General features: G+C 64.4%; 13 protein-coding genes. 10 read left to right on the top strand and 3 right to left on the bottom strand.

Translation table 11 applies throughout. The annotated features are described in order from the left end of the window. Positions 1-285: 285 nt before the first annotated feature. From CAG31_RS00995 to pabB, 4 genes are all read left to right on the top strand, one after another. A complete protein-coding gene (locus tag CAG31_RS00995; RefSeq protein WP_085577613.1) occupies positions 286-822 on the top strand; it encodes an ATP-dependent zinc protease in 537 nt (178 codons plus the stop codon). Positions 823-827: 5 nt separating this feature from the next. Next, a complete protein-coding gene (locus CAG31_RS01000; protein ID WP_085577614.1) occupies positions 828-2,363 on the top strand; it encodes an inactive transglutaminase family protein in 1,536 nt (511 codons plus the stop codon). Further along, positions 2,363-3,349, top strand: a complete 987-nt coding sequence (locus CAG31_RS01005; protein WP_085577615.1) for an alpha-L-glutamate ligase-like protein — start codon at positions 2,363-2,365, stop codon at positions 3,347-3,349. Before CAG31_RS01000 ends, CAG31_RS01005 begins: the two co-directional genes overlap by 1 nt. Before the next feature lie 171 nt (positions 3,350-3,520). Then, on the top strand, positions 3,521-4,864 hold the full coding sequence (gene pabB / locus CAG31_RS01010) for an aminodeoxychorismate synthase component I (protein ID WP_085577616.1): 1,344 nt from the start codon (positions 3,521-3,523) through the stop codon (positions 4,862-4,864). A gap of 41 nt (positions 4,865-4,905) precedes the next feature. On the opposite strand, the gene thrH is transcribed toward pabB, so the two are convergent. Then, positions 4,906-5,523 carry a bifunctional phosphoserine phosphatase/homoserine phosphotransferase ThrH gene (thrH, locus tag CAG31_RS01015; protein ID WP_085577617.1) on the bottom strand — a complete coding sequence of 206 codons (618 nt, stop codon included), beginning with the start codon at positions 5,521-5,523 and terminating at the stop codon, positions 4,906-4,908. A gap of 164 nt (positions 5,524-5,687) precedes the next feature. Between thrH and CAG31_RS01020 the strand changes: the two genes are divergently transcribed. The 3 genes from CAG31_RS01020 to CAG31_RS01030 all read left to right on the top strand — a co-directional run bounded on the left by CAG31_RS01020 (position 5,688) and on the right by CAG31_RS01030 (position 9,298). After that, positions 5,688-6,422: a phosphoadenylyl-sulfate reductase gene (locus CAG31_RS01020; RefSeq protein WP_085577618.1), complete on the top strand. Its 735-nt coding sequence runs from the start codon at positions 5,688-5,690 to the stop codon at positions 6,420-6,422. Positions 6,423-6,976: 554 nt separating this feature from the next. Further along, complete coding sequence (locus CAG31_RS01025; RefSeq protein ID WP_085577619.1) at positions 6,977-8,515, top strand: NCS1 family nucleobase:cation symporter-1; 1,539 nt, start codon at positions 6,977-6,979, stop codon at positions 8,513-8,515. 54 nt (positions 8,516-8,569) lie between these two features. Next, complete coding sequence (locus CAG31_RS01030; RefSeq protein WP_085577620.1) at positions 8,570-9,298, top strand: aspartate/glutamate racemase family protein; 729 nt, start codon at positions 8,570-8,572, stop codon at positions 9,296-9,298. Positions 9,299-9,539: 241 nt separating this feature from the next. Here CAG31_RS01030 and CAG31_RS01035 read toward each other — a convergent pair whose 3' ends face one another. Next, positions 9,540-10,463 (bottom strand): LysR family transcriptional regulator, encoded by a 924-nt coding sequence (locus tag CAG31_RS01035; protein ID WP_085577621.1) that lies wholly within the window; start codon positions 10,461-10,463, stop codon positions 9,540-9,542. A 126-nt stretch (positions 10,464-10,589) separates the two neighbouring features. On the opposite strand from CAG31_RS01035, the gene CAG31_RS01040 reads away from it, so the two are divergent. Beyond that, positions 10,590-11,336 carry a 3-oxoacyl-ACP reductase family protein gene (locus CAG31_RS01040; RefSeq protein ID WP_085577622.1) on the top strand — a complete coding sequence of 249 codons (747 nt, stop codon included), beginning with the start codon at positions 10,590-10,592 and terminating at the stop codon, positions 11,334-11,336. Positions 11,337-11,423: 87 nt separating this feature from the next. Here CAG31_RS01040 and CAG31_RS01045 read toward each other — a convergent pair whose 3' ends face one another. Continuing rightward, a complete protein-coding gene (locus tag CAG31_RS01045) occupies positions 11,424-12,119 on the bottom strand; it encodes an HAD-IA family hydrolase (protein ID WP_085577623.1) in 696 nt (231 codons plus the stop codon). 247 nt (positions 12,120-12,366) lie between these two features. On the opposite strand from CAG31_RS01045, the gene CAG31_RS01050 reads away from it, so the two are divergent. Both CAG31_RS01050 and CAG31_RS01055 read left to right on the top strand, forming a co-directional pair. Further along, positions 12,367-17,148, top strand: coding sequence for an RNase A-like domain-containing protein (locus CAG31_RS01050; RefSeq protein ID WP_085577624.1), 4,782 nt, complete (start codon positions 12,367-12,369; stop codon positions 17,146-17,148). Next, the gene (locus tag CAG31_RS01055; RefSeq protein WP_085577625.1) at positions 17,145-17,462 is read left to right on the top strand and encodes a contact-dependent growth inhibition system immunity protein; all 318 of its coding nucleotides are present in this window, start codon (positions 17,145-17,147) and stop codon (positions 17,460-17,462) included. The genes CAG31_RS01050 and CAG31_RS01055 overlap by 4 nt, the downstream gene beginning before the upstream one ends. The last annotated feature ends 73 nt before the right edge of the window (positions 17,463-17,535 follow it).

The following is a 17,535-nucleotide window of genomic DNA, read 5'->3' on the forward strand; positions in this document are numbered from 1 at the left end:
TTGAATTCCAATGCGGCAAAAACTAGCCAATTAGCCCGCATCAGTCAAAGGATAAATAGACATTGTCGACAATCGTCTAATAACCCGCGATTCCAACCCCATGGGTTATAGACCGCCCCCGGCGCTGGCGCCATAAATGCGTCGTGCTAGAATGCCGCCCGCATTTGCGGGTCATTTGCACGGCTTGTCATAAAAAGCTGATAGGCACACGAAGGCACACGGGCAGACAGGACCTCCTGATGCCGTGGCCCTGAACCGAGAACGGAACGCTGCTCGCCAGGATTTATGAGACTCAAGCCCTTCCCCACATTCTTCGCGCTGTTCTGCTTGCCCGCCCTTGCCGCCGCCGGGGAGAAGACCGTGTACGGCCTCAACGAGTACGCGGCGCTGGACGGCATCAACCTGGAAGTCGCGGCCAAGCTCGACACCGGCGCCAAGACCGCCTCGCTGAGCGCCCGCGACATCAAGCGCTTCAAGCGCAACGGTGAGTCGTGGGTGCGCTTCTACCTGGCCATCGACAAGGCGCATTCGCACCCGATCGAGCGGCCGCTGGCCCGGGTCAGCAAGATCAAGCGCCGCGCCGGCGACTACGACCCCGAAGAGGGCAAGCAGTACACCGCCCGCCCGGTGATCGAGCTCGACATCTGCATGGGCGCGGCGATGCGCAGCATCGAAGTGAACCTGACCGACCGCAGTGCGTTCCAATACCCGCTTCTGATCGGCTCCGAAGCGCTCAAGCGCTTCGATGCGCTGGTCGACCCCAGTCTTAAATACGCTGCCGGCAAGCCTGCCTGCGCCATCGCCGCTCATACCGCCGAGTAATTTCAATGCGTTCTCTTACCTTCCACCTGAAAATCCTGATCGCCGTCCTCGTGCTGCTGGGCGTCTCGGTCACGGCCTATCAGATTTTCGTGCTCGGCATCCCGGTCACCGAAGACGCCACCGACGACCTGTGGAACATCGACGCCAAGGTCGAGTTCGTCGCCAGCACCAAGGACCCGGTCAAGATCCAGATGTTCGTGCCGCCCCTGAGCCGCGACTACGTCAGCCTCAACGAGAGCTTCATCTCCAACAACTACGGGGTGGCGGTCAACCGCATCGACGGCAACCGCAAGGTCACCTGGTCGGCGCGTCGGGCCAAGGGCAACCAGACCCTCTACTACCGCCTGGTGCTGACCAAGCGCTACACCGCCGAGAAATCCAAGGTCAAAGGCCCGACCTTCCGCGACAGCATGGCCATCGAAGGCCCCGAAAAGATCGCCGCCGAAGCCCTGCTCGCGCCAATCCGCCAGCACTCGGCCGACGTCGAGACCTTCATCGGCGAGGCGATCAAGCGGGTCAACAACGTCAACGACGACAACGTGAAACTGCTGCTGGCGGGCGATCCGTCCACCGCGCACAAGGCCAAGATCGTCGAGCTGCTGCTGTCCATCGCCCACGTGCCGGTGGAAAAGGTGCACACCATCCGCCTGGTGGCCGACCAGCCGCAGATGCCTGAACTGTGGCTGCGCAGCTTCAACGGCACCGACTGGCTGTACTTCAACCCGGAAACCGGCGAACAGGGCCTGCCGACCGACCGTCTGCTGTGGTGGATCGGCGACGAGAACCTGATCACCGTCGACGGCGGCAAGAAGGCCAACGTGACCTTCAGCCTGAACAACAGCGAAATGAACGCCATCCGCCTGGCCAAGCTGACCGACGAGAACACCGACGCCAACTTCCTCGAATACTCGCTGTACGGCCTGCCGCTGCAGACCCAGCAGACCTTCATGATCATGGTGATGATCCCGATCGGCGTGCTGGTGATCCTCATCCTGCGCAACCTGATCGGCCTGCAGACCCTGGGCACGTTCACCCCGGTGCTGATCGCCCTGGCCTTTCGCGAGACGCAACTGGGCTTCGGCATCTTGCTGTTCACCGTGATCACGGCGCTGGGCCTTTCGCTGCGCTCGTACCTGGAACACCTGAAGCTGCAGATGCTGCCGCGCCTGTCGGTGGTGCTGACCTTCGTGGTCGTGCTGATCGCCGCCATCAGCCTGTTCAGCCACAAGCTGGGGCTTGAGCGCGGGCTGTCGGTGGCGCTGTTCCCGATGGTGATCCTGACCATGACCATCGAACGCCTGTCGATCACCTGGGAAGAGCGCGGCGCCAGCCATGCGATGAAAGTGGCCATCGGCACGCTGTTCGCCGCGTCCCTGGCGCACCTGATCATGACCGTGCCGGAGCTGGTGTACTTCGTGTTCACCTTCCCGGCGGTGCTGCTGATCCTGGTGGGCTTCATGCTGGCCATGGGTCGCTACCGCGGCTACCGCCTGACCGAACTGGTGCGCTTCAAGGCTTTCCTGAAGAAGGCTGACGCCTGATGTTCGGTTTCTGGAAGACCTGGAAGGCCCTGGAAGCCCGCGGCATCATGGGCATCAACCGGCGCAACGCGGACTACGTGCTCAAGTACAACAAGCGCAGCCTGTACCCGATCGTCGACGACAAGATCATCACCAAGGAGCGCGCGCTCCAGGCCGGCATCCATGTGCCGGAACTGTATGGCGTGATCTCCACCGAGAAGGAAATCGACAAGCTCGGCGAGATCATCGGCGGGCGCAACGATTTCGTGATCAAGCCGGCCCAGGGTGCCGGCGGCGACGGCATCATCGTGGTCGCCGACCGCTTCGAGGGCCGCTACCGCACGGTGTCGGGCAAGATCATCAGCCACGAGGAGATCGAGCACCACATCTCCAGCATCCTCACCGGCCTGTATTCCCTGGGCGGGCACCGCGACCGGGCGCTGATCGAGTACCGGGTGACCCCGGACCAGATCTTCCGCAGCATCAGCTACGAAGGCGTGCCGGACATCCGCATCATCGTGCTGATGGGCTACCCGGTGATGGCCATGCTGCGCCTGCCGACCCGCCAGTCCAACGGCAAGGCCAACCTGCACCAGGGCGCCATCGGCGTCGGCGTCGACCTGGCCACCGGCCTGACCCTGCGCGGCACCTGGCTGAACAACTTCATCAGCAAGCACCCGGACACCACCAACGCGGTGGACGGCGTACAGCTGCCCTACTGGGACGGCTTCATGAAGCTGGCCGCCGGCTGCTACGAACTGTGCGGCCTGGGCTACATCGGCGTGGACATGGTGCTGGACCAGGACAAGGGCCCGCTGATCCTCGAACTCAACGCCCGGCCGGGGCTGAACATCCAGATCGCCAACGACTGCGGGCTGACGTCGCGCACCCATGCGGTCGAGGCGCACCTGGAGCAGCTCAAGGCCCGGGGCATCACCGAGACGGCGGCGGAGCGCGTGGCGTTCACCCAGGAAATGTTCGGGCACATCCCGACGGTCGAGGGCTGATCCGGCGCCGCGTCGCGACCTTCGAGCAGGCTCGCTCCCACAGGGCTCATGTGCATTGGCGCGCCCTGCAGAACGGCCCCCGATCTGCCAATCCCCGACATCCCCTCTAGGAGCGAACCCCTGAGGGGACTACAATCCCCACCCCGCCTCGATGGCCGATTTGCCCCGCCCATGCCGACCTGTTCCGTACACCTGCTGCCCTACCGCGCCGATCCCGCCGACTACTTCGCGGCTGTCCGCCACGCCCCCGGCGCCGTGCTGCTCGACAGCGGCCGCCCGAGCGCCGACCGCGGCCGCTTCGACCTGCTCAGCGCCTGGCCGCTGGAGCAACTGGCGGTGTTGCCGGACGAAAGCGGCGAGCGCTTCCTGCAACGCCTGCGCAGCCAACTGGCGCGCCTGGGCGACGCCGCACTGCCCGACGGCAGCGAACTGCCGTTCGCCGGCGGCCTGATCGGCTACCTGAGCTACGACTTCGGCCGGCACCTGGAGAACCTGCCGAGCCAGGCCATGGATGACCTGCAATTGCCCGACGCACGCTTCGGCCTGTACGACTGGGCCCTGATCAGCGATCACCTGGCGGCCACCAGTCAGCTGGTGTTCCATCCGTCAGTGAACGACAACGAAAGGCAGCGCCTGATCGAGCTGTTCAGCCGGCCCGCGAACGCGGCAGACGCGCCTTTTGGCCTGAAGTCGCCGATGGCGGCCGACCTCTCGGCCGATGACTACCGTCAGGCCTTCGAGCGCATCCAACAGTACATTCAGGCCGGCGACTGCTATCAGGTCAACTTCGCCCAGCGCTTCCGCGCCCCGTGCGAAGGCGATCCATGGCTGGCGTACAAGGCGTTGCGCGCAGCCTGCCCGACGCCGTTTTCCGGCTTCCAGCGCCTGCCCGACGGCGGCGCGGTGCTGAGCCTGTCGCCGGAGCGTTTCGTCAAGGTCAGCCGGCGCCAGGTGGAGACCCGGCCGATCAAGGGCACCCGCCCCCGCGGCGCAACGGCGGCCGAAGATGCCGCCAACGCCGCCGAACTGCTGGACAGCCCCAAGGACCGCGCGGAAAACCTGATGATCGTTGACCTGCTGCGCAACGACCTGGGCCGCACCTGCCGCACCGGGTCGGTGCGGGTGCCGGAGCTGTTCAGCCTGGAAAGCTATCCGAACGTGCATCACCTGGTCAGCAGCGTGACCGGCGAACTGGCGGACGGCCGCGACGCGCTGGACCTGATCGCCGGCAGCTTCCCCGGCGGTTCGATCACCGGCGCGCCGAAGATCCGCTCGATGCAGATCATCGACGAACTGGAGCCGACCCGGCGCGGCCTGTACTGCGGCTCGTTGCTGTATCTGGACGTGCGCGGCGAGATGGACAGCTCCATCGCCATCCGCAGCCTGTTGGTCAAGGACGGGCAGGTGTGCTGCTGGGGCGGGGGCGGGATCGTCGCCGACTCGGACTGGCAGGCGGAATACCAGGAATCGATCACCAAGGTGAAGGTCCTGCTCGAGACCTTGCAGAACCTCTGAGCGGTGTGGCGAGGGCCCTGGGGCCCTCGCCACAACAAGCCTTACAGGCTCAAGTCCCGGTTCGACGCCTTGAGGAACTCCTGCTTCAGTTCGGCAAAGCTGTGCACCGCCGGGAACTGCGGGAACTCACGGATCACGTTGTCCGGCGCGTGGAACAGGATCCCGGCGTCCGCCTCGCCCAGCATGCTGGTGTCGTTGTAGGAATCGCCGGCGGCGATCACCCGGTAATACAAACTCTTGAAGGACAGGACCGACTGACGCTTGGGATCTTTCTGACGCAGTTGGTAGCCGGTCACCCGCCCGCTGTCATCGGTGACCAGACGGTGGCAGAGCAAGGTCGGGAAGCCCAACTGACGCATCAGCGGCTGGGAAAACTCATAGAAGGTGTCCGACAGGATCACCACCTGGAAGCGCTCGCGCAGCCAGTCGACGAATTCCGCCGCGCCGTCCAGCGGCTTGAGGGTGGCGATCACTTCCTGGATGTCCGAAAGCTTGAGGCCGTGCTCGTCGAGGATCCGCAGGCGCTGTCTCATCAGCACGTCGTAGTCGGGAATGTCCCGGGTGGTGGCCTTGAGCGATTCGATTCCGGTTTTTTCGGCGAAGGCGATCCAGATTTCCGGCACCAGCACCCCTTCAAGATCAAGACAGGCAATTTCCACAACGACACTCCGTTTTTTAATGTTTATCGGGCCGAGCGAGCCCGAACTCTAGCCGCTCGCCCCCGGCCGCGCAACGCAGAGGGCGCCCCGGCGGGCCGCGCTTTTTGTTACCATCGGCGCCACATAGAGCGCCCAGCGCCACCGACCTGTAGGAAGCCGCCCTGATGAGTGCAACGTTCGACATCGTGGAACTCGCCACGACCTATGCCAGCAAATCCCCGCAGGACATCCTGAAGCTCGCCTTCGCCGAGTTCGGCGACGACCTGTGGATATCCTTCAGCGGCGCCGAGGACGTGGTGCTGGTGGACATGGCCTGGAAGCTGAACAAGAACGTCAAGGTGTTCAGCCTCGACACCGGCCGCCTGCACCCGGAAACCTACCGCTTCATCGATCAGGTGCGCGACTTCTACAAGATCGACATCGACATCGTCTCGCCGGACCACACGAAACTGGAACCGTTCGTGAAGGAAAAGGGCCTGTTCAGCTTCTACAAGGACGGCCATGGCGAATGCTGCGGCATCCGCAAGATCGAGCCGCTGCGGCGCAAGCTGTCCGACGTCAAGGCCTGGGCCACCGGCCAGCGCCGCGACCAGAGCCCCGGCACCCGCAGCGCGGTGGCGGTCATGGAGATCGACTCGGCGTTCTCCACACCGGAGCGCACCCTGTACAAGTTCAACCCGCTGGCGCAGATGACCAGCGAAGAGATCTGGGGCTACATCCGCATGCTGGAACTGCCTTACAACAGCCTGCACGAGCGCGGCTTCATCAGCATCGGCTGCGAGCCCTGCACCCGCCCCGTGCTGCCGAACCAGCACGAGCGCGAAGGCCGCTGGTGGTGGGAGGAAGCGACCCAGAAGGAATGCGGGCTGCACGCGGGGAACATCATCAGCAAGGCGTAACGCCCTTCGCCAGCAGGCTGGCGATAACGCTACGTCACGCAACATAGATGTCGGCAGTGCCGGCCTCATCGCTTGCAGGCAAGCTCCTACACAGATTTCACCCGTCTCAAAAATGTGTACACATGAATGTCACCATCCGTGCCATTTATGTGTGCACTTTTCGTTTCTGCGCCCTGAAAAGTTACACCCGACGCTCCCCCGCCCTACTCTCATTCCTCCTCGAAATCCGCGGCGAAAAATAAATACCTGTTCAACCGGTCAATTTATATCGCCTCCAATTCAGACACTTATCGGATATCGATAACTTTTCGAAATGAGCGACGCTTTCCATAGATCGCCGACTGGCACGCATCTGGCTTAAGTGCATGCATGTTTTGTATACAAAACTATTCAAGACATACACACACTTTCGATCCGCACGCCTGAAGCGCCCTATCCCGTACAGGCTGCAGACGCCCCATCACCAGTGATGCCTCACTGGCCGCGACGAAGATTTGTCGAGCCCCAACGCTCATGCACAGTCATCGCGGCCCGGACATCAGGAGCCTGCCGGAATGCGTACAAGTCTCTCCAACAACATCGCGCTGAATCTGCCCGCCGCTTCCCCCGACCGAACCGTGACCGGCGAAGATGCCGCTGAACCGCTGCAACTGAGCCCGCGCCTGCACAACCGCGACCTCGCGCCGACCAAGGCCGAAGGCCGGCGCTGGGGCCGCTACAGCATCTTCGCCCTGTGGACCAACGATGTGCACAACATCGCCAACTACTCGTTCGCCATCGGCCTGTACGCCATGGGCCTGGGCGGCTGGCAGATCCTGCTGTCGCTGGGCATCGGCGCGACGCTGGTGTACTTCTTCATGAACCTGTCCGGCTATATGGGGCAGAAGACCGGCGTGCCGTTCCCGGTCATCAGCCGGATCAGCTTCGGCATCCACGGAGCGCAGATTCCGGCCCTGATCCGGGCGGTGATCGCCATCGCCTGGTTCGGCATCCAGACCTACCTCGCCTCGGTGGTGTTCCGCGTGCTGCTCACGGCGATCCATCCGGGCTTCGCCGACTACGACCACAACTCGATCCTCGGCCTGTCGAGCCTGGGCTGGGTGTGTTTCGTGGCGATCTGGCTGGTGCAACTGACGATCCTGGCCTACGGCATGGAAATGGTGCGGCGCTACGAAGCCTTCGCCGGCCCGGTCATCCTGCTGACCGTCGCCTGCCTCGCCGCGTGGATGTACACCCAGGCCGACGCGACCATCGCCTGGTCGATCCGCGAACCGCTGACCGGCGCCGAGATGTGGCGCAACATCTTCGCCGGCGGCGCGCTGTGGCTGGCGATCTACGGCACGCTGATCCTCAACTTCTGTGACTTCGCCCGTTCCTCGCCGTGCCGCAAGACCATCAAGGTCGGCAATTTCTGGGGGCTGCCGGTGAACATCCTGGTGTTCGCCGGCATCACCGTGCTGCTGTGCGGCGCGCAGTTCCAGATCAACGGGAAGATCATCGAAAGCCCGACCGAAATCATCGCCTCGATCCCGAACACCTTCTTTCTGGTGCTCGGCTGCCTGGCGTTCCTGATCGTCACCGTGGCGGTGAACATCATGGCCAACTTCGTCGCCCCGGCCTTCGTGCTCAGCAACCTGGCACCGAAATACCTGACCTTCCGCCGCGCCGGCCTGATCAGCGCCACCCTCGCCGTGCTGATCCTGCCGTGGAACCTCTACAACAGCCCGTTGGTGATCGTGTATTTCCTGTCGGGCCTGGGCGCCCTGCTCGGTCCGCTGTACGGGGTGATCATGGTCGACTACTGGCTGATCCGCAAAGGCCGGATCCACGTGCCGCAGCTCTACAGCGAACACCCTGCCGGCGCCTATTACTACAGCCGCGGGGTCAATCTGCGCGCCGTGGCGGCGTTCATTCCTGCGGCGCTGATCGCCATCGTCCTGGCGCTGGTGCCGGGCTTCCACAGCGTTTCGCCGTTCTCCTGGCTGACCGGCGCCGGCATCGCCGCACTGCTCTACCTGATCATCGCCCAGCGCCAGCCGCACTACGCCGACGTCAGCGGCGAGGCCATCGCCGTCGACAACGTCAGCCACTGAACCTTCCGGCGGCCCGCCGACGGGCCGCAGCACCCACCGCAATAAGGACTTTCCATGCGCATTCTCGTGGTCAACGTCAACACCACCGAATCCATCACCCAGGCCATCGCCCGTTCCGCCCAGGCGGTCGCGGCCCCGGGCACCGAAATCGTCGGCCTGACCCCGTACTTCGGCGCCGATTCGGTCGAAGGCAATTTCGAAAGCTACCTGGCCGCCCTCGCCGTGATGGACCGGGTGATGGCCTACGACCAACCGTTCGACGCCGTGATCCAGGCCGGCTACGGCGAGCACGGCCGCGAAGGCCTGCAGGAGCTGCTCAACGTGCCGGTGGTGGACATCACCGACGCCGCCGCCAGCACCGCGATGTACCTGGGCCACGCCTATTCGGTGGTCACCACCCTGGACCGCACCGTGCCGCTGATCGAAGACCGGCTCAAGCTGTCGGGCCTGTGGGACCGTTGCGCCTCGGTGCGAGCCAGCGGCCTGGCGGTGCTGGAGCTGGAGCACGAGCCGCAGCGCGCAGTGGAGGCCATTGTCCGCCAGGCCGAGCTGGCGGTGACCCAGGACAAGGCCGAAGTCATCTGCCTGGGCTGCGGCGGCATGGCCGGGCTCGACGAACAGATCCGCCAGCGCACCGGCGTGCCGGTGGTGGACGGCGTGACCGCCGCGGTGACAGTCGCCGAATCGCTGGTGCGGCTGGGGCTGTCGACGTCCAAGGTGCGCACCTATGCGACGCCGCGGCCGAAGACCATCATCGGCTGGGGCGGGCGGTTCGGCCGCTAGGCCGCGTCATCGTTCATCGCCGGCAGGCGGGCTCCCGCATTCGAATCGCCTCTCACCCTGTGGGAACCAGCAGCTGGCGATGGCGGAGGGTCAGGCACTGGTGATGCTGGATGTGCCGGCCTCATCGCTTGCAGGCAAGCTCCTACAGGTTTTGTGATGGGCAGAAATCTTGCGGGCCGTCGGCAACCACTGTGGGAGCCAGCCTGCTGGCGATCGGCCGCGCCTCGCCTCCGAACCAGACTCAGACCGCACTGAACCGCTGCGCCAGCCCCTGCCCGGCGAACTGCTCGATGATGAAATCGACGAACGCCCGGGTCTTGCCCGGCAGCAGCCTGTGCTCGGCGTAATAGATGGAGATGTTGCCGTCGTCGACGTACCAGTCCGGCAGTACCCGCCGCAACGTGCCGGCCTCAAGGTAAGGCACGGCGAACGGCATGCTCACCAAGGCGATTCCCAACCCCTGCACCGCCGTGGCGCAGGCCGCTTCGGAATCGCTCATGGTCATGCATGCCTTGAGGGTCAACGGGCTGTGCTGACGGTTGCGGTGGGTCAGTTGCCAGGAGCGCACCCGGCCGGTCTGCGGCGAGCGGATCAGGATCCCGTCGTGGTCCGTCAGATCCTCCGGCCCTTGGATCATGGCGCGCCTGTCCAGATAGTCCTCCGCCGCCACCAGCACCCGGTGCGCCGGGGTCAACCGGCGGGCGACCACACCTTGCGGCAGCTCGAAGCCGCCGCCGATCGCCGCATCGAACCCCTGTCCGATCAGATCGACCTGGCGGTTATCGAAATGCCAGTCCGGACTGATCGCCGGAAACCGCCTTAGGAACTCCCCCAGCAACGGCACGATGTACAGCCGCCCGAACACCGTGCCCATGCTGACCTTCAGCGTGCCGGCCGGCTGCCCGCCGGCGCTGGCCAGGTTGGCGACGGCGTTCTGGATGGTGGTGAGGCTGGCGCTGACTTCACTCAGGAACAGCTGCCCCGCCTCGGTCAGCGTCAGGCTGCGGGTGCTGCGCTGGAACAGCCGTACCCCCAGGCGCGCTTCCAGTTTCGCCACACTCTTGCCGACCGCCGCCGGCGTCAGGCTCAGGCGCCGGGCAGCCTCGGCGAAGCTGCCGACCTCGGCGCTGCGGACAAAGCATTCGATACTGCTGAAGGTTTCCATGGGCATCACTATAAACTTTTGGTTTACACAGACTATAGCAACCATGGTCTACCCTGCTCTGGGCCCGAAGCCGATACTCGGCTCCAACAACAAGGCATCCCGCCTTGAATTTTCCGGAGATCGAACATGACCACTCAAACCCTCAGCGGCAAAGTCGCTCTGATTCAAGGCGGATCCCGTGGCATCGGCGCCGCCATCGTCAAACGCCTGGCCGCCGAAGGCGCCGCCGTGGCCTTCACCTACGTCAGCTCCGCCGCCAAGGCCGAGGAACTGCAGAACAGCATCACCGCCACCGGCGGCAAAGCCCTGGCGATCAAGGCCGACAGCGCCGACGCCGATGCCATCCGCCACGCGGTGAGCGCCACCGTCGAAACCTTTGGCCGCCTCGACATCCTGGTCAACAACGCCGGCGTCCTCGCGGTCGCCCCGCTGGAAGACTTCAAACTGGAAGACTTCGACCAGACCCTGGCCATCAACGTGCGCAGCGTGTTCATCGCCACCCAGGAAGCGGCCCGGCACATGGGCGAAGGCGCCCGCGTCATCAACATCGGCAGCACCAACGCCGACCGCATGCCCTTCGCCGGCGGCGGTGTGTACGCCATGAGCAAATCCGCGCTGGTGGGCCTGACCAAAGGCCTGGCACGGGATCTTGGCCCCCGCGGCATCACCGTCAACAACGTGCAGCCGGGCCCGGTCGACACCGACATGAACCCGGCCCACGGCGACTTCGCAGACAGCCTGATCCCGCTGATGGCCGTCGGCCGTTACGGCACCGCCGATGAGATCGCCAGTTTCGTCGCCTACCTCGCAGGCCCCGAAGCCGGTTACATCACCGGGGCCAGCCTGACCATCGACGGCGGTTTCGGCGCCTGATCCGCCCTCTTCCGCCCAGAACGAAAAACGCCGCCCCTCCTGGCCAGGAGGGGCGGCGTTTTTTCGTGCCCGGGCTTTACGGGCCGGTCAGGCCCAGTCCAGCGCCGGCAAACCGCAGGCGCCCGGAGTGAACGCTTTCAACGAACGGAGAATCCCGTCGGCATGGGCGTACTTCTCATCGGCCATGGCCGCGTCGGGAATCGCGATGGCCGTCATGCCGGCCGCCTTCGCCGCCGTCACGCCGAACGGCGAGTCCTCGAACACCAGGCAATCCTCGGGCGCCACGCCCAGGCGTCGGGCGGCGGTGAGGAAAATGTCCGGCGCAGGTTTGGCCGCACCGACTTCCGGGTCGTCGGCGGTGACGATGAAGTCGAACAGCGCGAACCAGTCGCGGTGCAAGGTGGTTTTCTGGCCGAACGACTGGCGCGAGGAACTGGTGCCCACCGCGATCGGCACATCGTGCGCCTTGAGGTGGCGGATCAGCTCCTCGGCGCCGGGCATGGCCTGGGCGGTCGGGAAACGCTCGCGCATCAGCGGCTCGCGGATGACCAGGAACTCCTCGGCGGTGATCGGCAGATCCAGCGCCTCGACCACATACCGCGCCAGATCCTCCGCCCCGCGGCCGATGATGTTCTGCTTGACGCTCCAGTCGAAGGTCCGCCCGTACCGCCCGGCGATGATGGACGTGACCTCGGTGTAGATGCCCTCGGTGTCCAGCAGCAAACCGTCCATATCGAAAATCACGGCCTTGACCGGGCCGAACGCCTTCATCGGTGCATTCATCACAGGATCCGTTATCAAAGACATCCCAGGCGGCTCGAACGGGCCGCTGCTCGGATCTGATTAAAGGGTTCAGCAGCATAACGAGAGCCGCGCGGATTGGGCAACGGGCAATCTCGCCGCCGGTCTGCGGGCACCCGGAACATTTAAGGAATTGCCCTACAAGCATTGCCTCCTTTCCCGGCTTATTTACTTTTCGATCCCCAGCAAAGTTCCGCGCCTATCCATTGATCTGCGCGAGTGACTGCCCATGCTTCCATCCGACCGCCTCCTGGCCTTGAACAACAGCATCGGCCTGCTGGTGGTCGCCGCCCTGAACCCCGACCGTCCCGACTTCGAATCGCTGATCGCCGAGTTTCGCCTGTGCCTCAACGACTACGACAGCTGGGCCGAGCAGTTCTGGGACGGCACCGCGCTGGATGTCGGGCAGGTGTTCAAGGTCGGCAACGACGTGCGCCTCAGCGCGCCGGTCAGCCCCACCCAACCCGTCAGCTCCTCGGTGGTCATGTGCCCGGCCACCGGGCCGCTGACCCTGGTCCATCTGTTCGAAGCCGCACGCTTCGTGCCGATCGGCGACACGCCGGTCATGCTGGAACCGGTGCTGGCCGAAAAGGGCGGAGTCCTGACATACGGCGAGCCGCTGCACCGCACCATCGGTCCGAGCGGCATTCTGGAAGTCGACGACTGCGAACGGGGCCAGCGTTATCGCATCACCTTCTTTCCCGATGTTTCCTCCGACCATGTCAAGGCGCTGCATGCCTCCTATCAGGACGTCGTCAACGGCCTGGAAGCCTGGCTGCGTGAGGAATGGACGGGGTTCCAGCCCTTGTGGACGGAGTTTTCCGACGCCGGCTTCCGTGAACGCTACGGCCAACTGCAACGGGCGGACTGGCGTGGCTTCGAGCGCGCGCTGCAAAGCGTCTGGGACGACATCAAGCAGGTGTTCGGCCTGCTCGCCGACCTGCAGGCCAACAGCGAAAAACTGCTGCAGTACCTGACCGAGGTCGAACTGGAGGCTTTGCTGAAGGCTTCCTCCGAGGCCATCGCCAACGGTTTGCTGGTGCTCGGCGATGAGCCTTTGCTGTTCATCCATCTCGCCGCCTTCACCAGTTGGCTGAAGATGCTGCCGCCGCAGTGCCTGGCCGAAGTGGTGGCGGAGGTTCGGGCCGAACTGCTGGTCGGTTTCCTGCTGACGAGCATCTCCGGCGGCGTGGGCCTGCCCTTGCGGTTGAGCGACAAGGTGCTGGACAAGGTCAAGTCGCCCCGGGCCCGGCAATGGCTGGCGGCTGCGGCCTTGCGGCTGTCCGAACAGGCGGCGGCTCCCGGTCTGGCCCGGCACGCGAACGCACTGAAACCTTTGATGGTCAACGCGCGACCGGCGCCGCTGAAGCCGACGCCTGCCGTTCCACTGGAAATCCGCACGGCCGGCCCGCTGGTCTTGAGGGTGCCCAATCCGGCCGCGGTGGCCCGTGGCAAATCCCGGGACATGACGCTGCTGGAGCGGCACGAACCCCACCACGACGCCCCGGACCAGGCAAAGAACCCCAACGGCGACAGCGCCGACTGCGCCGCCCGCACCTGCACCAACGGCTGCCCGGTGTCGATGGTCACCGGCGAAGAACTGCTTACCCTCACCGACGGTACCCTCGACGGCCTGCTGCCGTTTGCGTTCACCCGGCTCTACCGCAACAGCGCCGCCGAGATCGACCTGGGCCTCGGGTTCGGCTGGAGTCATTCGCTGGCCCACCGGCTGGAGCCCGACGGCGACGGGGTCGTCTGGATCGACGACGAAAACCGACGCACCCGCTTTCCCCTGCCGGACCGCAAGCGCCCGGCGATCCACAACAGCCTGTCGCGGGCGGCGATCTACCTCGGCGAAGACCCGGAGGAACTGATCGTCGCGCCAGCGGGCGAAACGGTGCGGTTCCACCACTTCCGGGACGGGTGCCTGACCGCCATCAGCGATGCCTACGGCAACCGGCTGAGCGTGCAGCGCGACACGTCAGGTCGGATCCGGCGCCTCGACAACGGCGCCGGACGCTCCCTGCTGCTGCGCTACGAGCGCCGGCACGTGACGGCCCTCGAATACCAGGTGTTCCGCGACGACGCCTGGCACACCGGACAGACCCTCGCCAGCTACCGCTACGACGCCCGCCACCGCCTCACCGAAGCCACCAACGCCGCCGGCGAAAGCGAACGCTACGACTACGACGACGCCCACGTCATCCTCCAGCGTCAGTTGGCCGGCGGCGCCAGCTTCTATTGGGCCTGGGAGCGCGTCGGCAAGGCGGCGCGCTGCGTGCGCCACTGGGCCTCGTTCGCGCAAATGGACACCCGCTACGTCTGGGACGACGCAGGCCAGGTGACGGTGCGCTACGCCGATGGCCGCGAGGAAGCCTACGTCCACGACGAACGCGCGCGGCTGGTGCGCCAGGTCGCGGCGGACGGCGGCGAACGACTCATGACCTACGACGGGGCCGGCCGCCTGACCGCCGAGCAGGATGCGCTGGGTGCCGTCACCGAGTATCGCTACGACGACGCCGGACGGTTGGTGGCGCTGATTCCGCCCCAGGATGCCCCGACCTCCTACGAGTACCGCGACGGTTTCCTGCACAGGCGACGCCGGGGCGAGGCGGTCTGGACTTACCGGCGCAACGCCCAGGGCGACGTTACCGAGGCAGTCGATCCTGACGGCCAGGTCACCCACTGCCATTACGACCCGCAAGGCCGCCTGCTGTCGGTTCGCTATCCGGACAATGGCCGCCACACCTTCACTTGGAACGACCTCGGCCAATTGCTGGAGGAGGCCCTGCCCGACGGCGGCGTGCGGCAGTACGCCTACGATGCCCTGGGGCGGCAGGTCAGCGCCCGGAACGAGCATGGCGCCGTCACCCGCCGACAATGGGATCCGGTGGGAAGGTTGGTGCAGGTCACGCACCCCGGCGGCGCAAGCCGCGACTACAGCTACAGCGCCTACGGCCAGGTCACCGCCGAACGCGACGAACTGGGCCGCATCACCCGCTACGAGTATGACGACGACCTGCACCGGGTCAGCCGCCGGATCAATCCCGACGGCACACGGGTGCAGTACCGGTACGACCATGCGCAACTGCTGCTGACGGAGATCGAGAACGAGTCCGGCGAAACGTATTCGCTGGACTACACGCCCACCGGGCTGATCCGCCAGGAGACCGGCTTCGACGGCCGACGCACCGGTTACGCCTACGACCGCAACGGTCATCTGCTGGAGAAGACCGAGTTCGGCGACGACGGCTCAACGCTCGTCACCCTCTACCGGCGGGATACGGCCGGGCGCCTTCTGCGCAAGACGCTGCCCGACGGGGTGGAGATCAGCTACCGCTACGACCTGCTCGGCCGGCTGGTCGGGGTGGACGACAGCCAGGATCATCCGCTGGCGTTCGAATACGACACCCAGGATCGCCTGACCGTCGAGCACCAGGGCTGGGGCACGCTGCGCTACGCCTACGACGCCTGCGGCCGGCTCACGCGCATGCGCCTGCCGGACAACAGCAAGCTCGATTACCGCCATGCCAAAGGCGGCGCGCTGGAGGGGATCGACCTCAACGGGGCTCCCCTGACCCGCCATGTCTATCGCTCAGGTCGCGAACAGCAGCGCCAGCAAGGCCTGCTCCTGAGCGAATACGTCTACGACGAACAGGGCCGGCTGAAGGCCCATGCCATCGGCCAACAGCACCATCCGCTGTACCGGCGCGACTACGCCTACAGCGCCAACGGCAACCTCGACCACATCGCCGACACGCGCCACGGCCAACGCAGCTACCAGTACGACGCCCTCGACCGGCTGATCCGCGTGCGCCACTCCCGGGACGAGGCGCCGGAGCGCTACGCCCACGATCCGGCCGGCAACCTGCTGATGCAGAACCGGCCCGGCCCCGCGAGCATCAAGGGCAACCGCCTGCTCAGCGACGGCGACCGGCTCTACGACTACGATGCGTTCGGCAACCTGATCCGCGAGCGTCACGGCCAGGGACTGCCGCTCGTCACGCTGTACCGCTACGACAGCCAACACCGCCTGATCGGCCTCACCCGTCCCGACGGCCAAACCGCCAGCTACCGCTACGACGCCTTCGGCCGGCGCATCGCCAAGACCGTCGACGGCCAGACCACCGAGTTCTTCTGGCAAGGCGACACCCTCGTCGCCGAAAGCGGCCCGGCGCACCACCGCAGCTACGTCTACGAACCCGGCAGCTTCCGCCCGCTGGCACTGCTCGACGGCCCCGGCCCGAAAAGGGCCTGCCCGTTCTACTACCAACTCGACCACCTCGGCACCCCGCAGGAACTCACCGACTACAGCGGCGAAATCGTCTGGTCGGCGAAATACGACGCCTACGGCAAAACCACCCGCCTGAGCCATAGCCCCGACGAACGCCTCGACCAACCGCTGCGCTTCCAAGGGCAGTACTTCGACGCGGAAAGCGGACTGCACTACAACCGACACCGCTACTACGACCCGGAAACAGGCCGCTACCTGACGCCGGACCCGGTGAAGCTGGCGGGCGGGTTGAACCAATACCGGTACGTGCCGAATCCGACGGGGTGGGTGGATCCGTTGGGGTTGGTGTGCAGTCCCTGCCCTGGATCGGATGTCGATGGGCCGTACAGTGAAATTGTTCCGGGGGGAGGTTTAGCCGCTCACGAGGCCCAAGGAGGGCATCTTATTGCTAAACATGTAGGCAGAACTGATACTCAACTGGCGGAGCGACTACAAGCTCAGCCAAATATTCCGGCAGCCTCTACCTTTCCAGATCGAGCTACAGCCGAGGCCGCAGTATCAGAAGCATTATCGACAAACTCTCAACGCATAAAAGCCTTCTTAACTAGCGGAAAGACGAAAACGACTATTACTCATCAGCTACCAACACCCATAGGTTTGAGCATGCCCAATGGTCGCACTCATTCTTTACCAGCAACAAAATTATTGCTGGTACTAAAAAGAGATCCAACATCACCTTTGGGTTACTTTCTGCTAACCGGATTTCCCGATCTATGAATAGAAGACTCCCTGAGTTACATGATTTTTTTGGCGCATACTTCCACCAAGACTGGCTAGAGGAGCACGATACCGCGGAAAAGGTCATAGATGCGTTCATAGCAGACTCCAACAACGAAACGATAGCTCTGGTAATAGGTGATTTGCAGAGCCTTCTAGAGTGGGACAACGATGAAAAATCCCTTAGAAACTACCTATTAAGAGAACTAAGTTGCTACTACTGCTACTGGAACGAATGGGAATCCGGTAAAGATTGGCTAAATCACCTAGAAAAAAAACTCAACATCTACAATAAAATAAACCGCCAACCATAAAAAACACAGTGCTTTAATGGCTTTCATTAAAATGCCCTAAAGCACCTCCCAAAACTTGCATTACAAAAATAAC

It is taken from the genome of Pseudomonas sp. R25(2017), assembly GCF_002112565.1.
In the GTDB taxonomy this organism is placed as follows: Bacteria; Pseudomonadota; Gammaproteobacteria; order Pseudomonadales; family Pseudomonadaceae; genus Aquipseudomonas; species Aquipseudomonas ekonensis.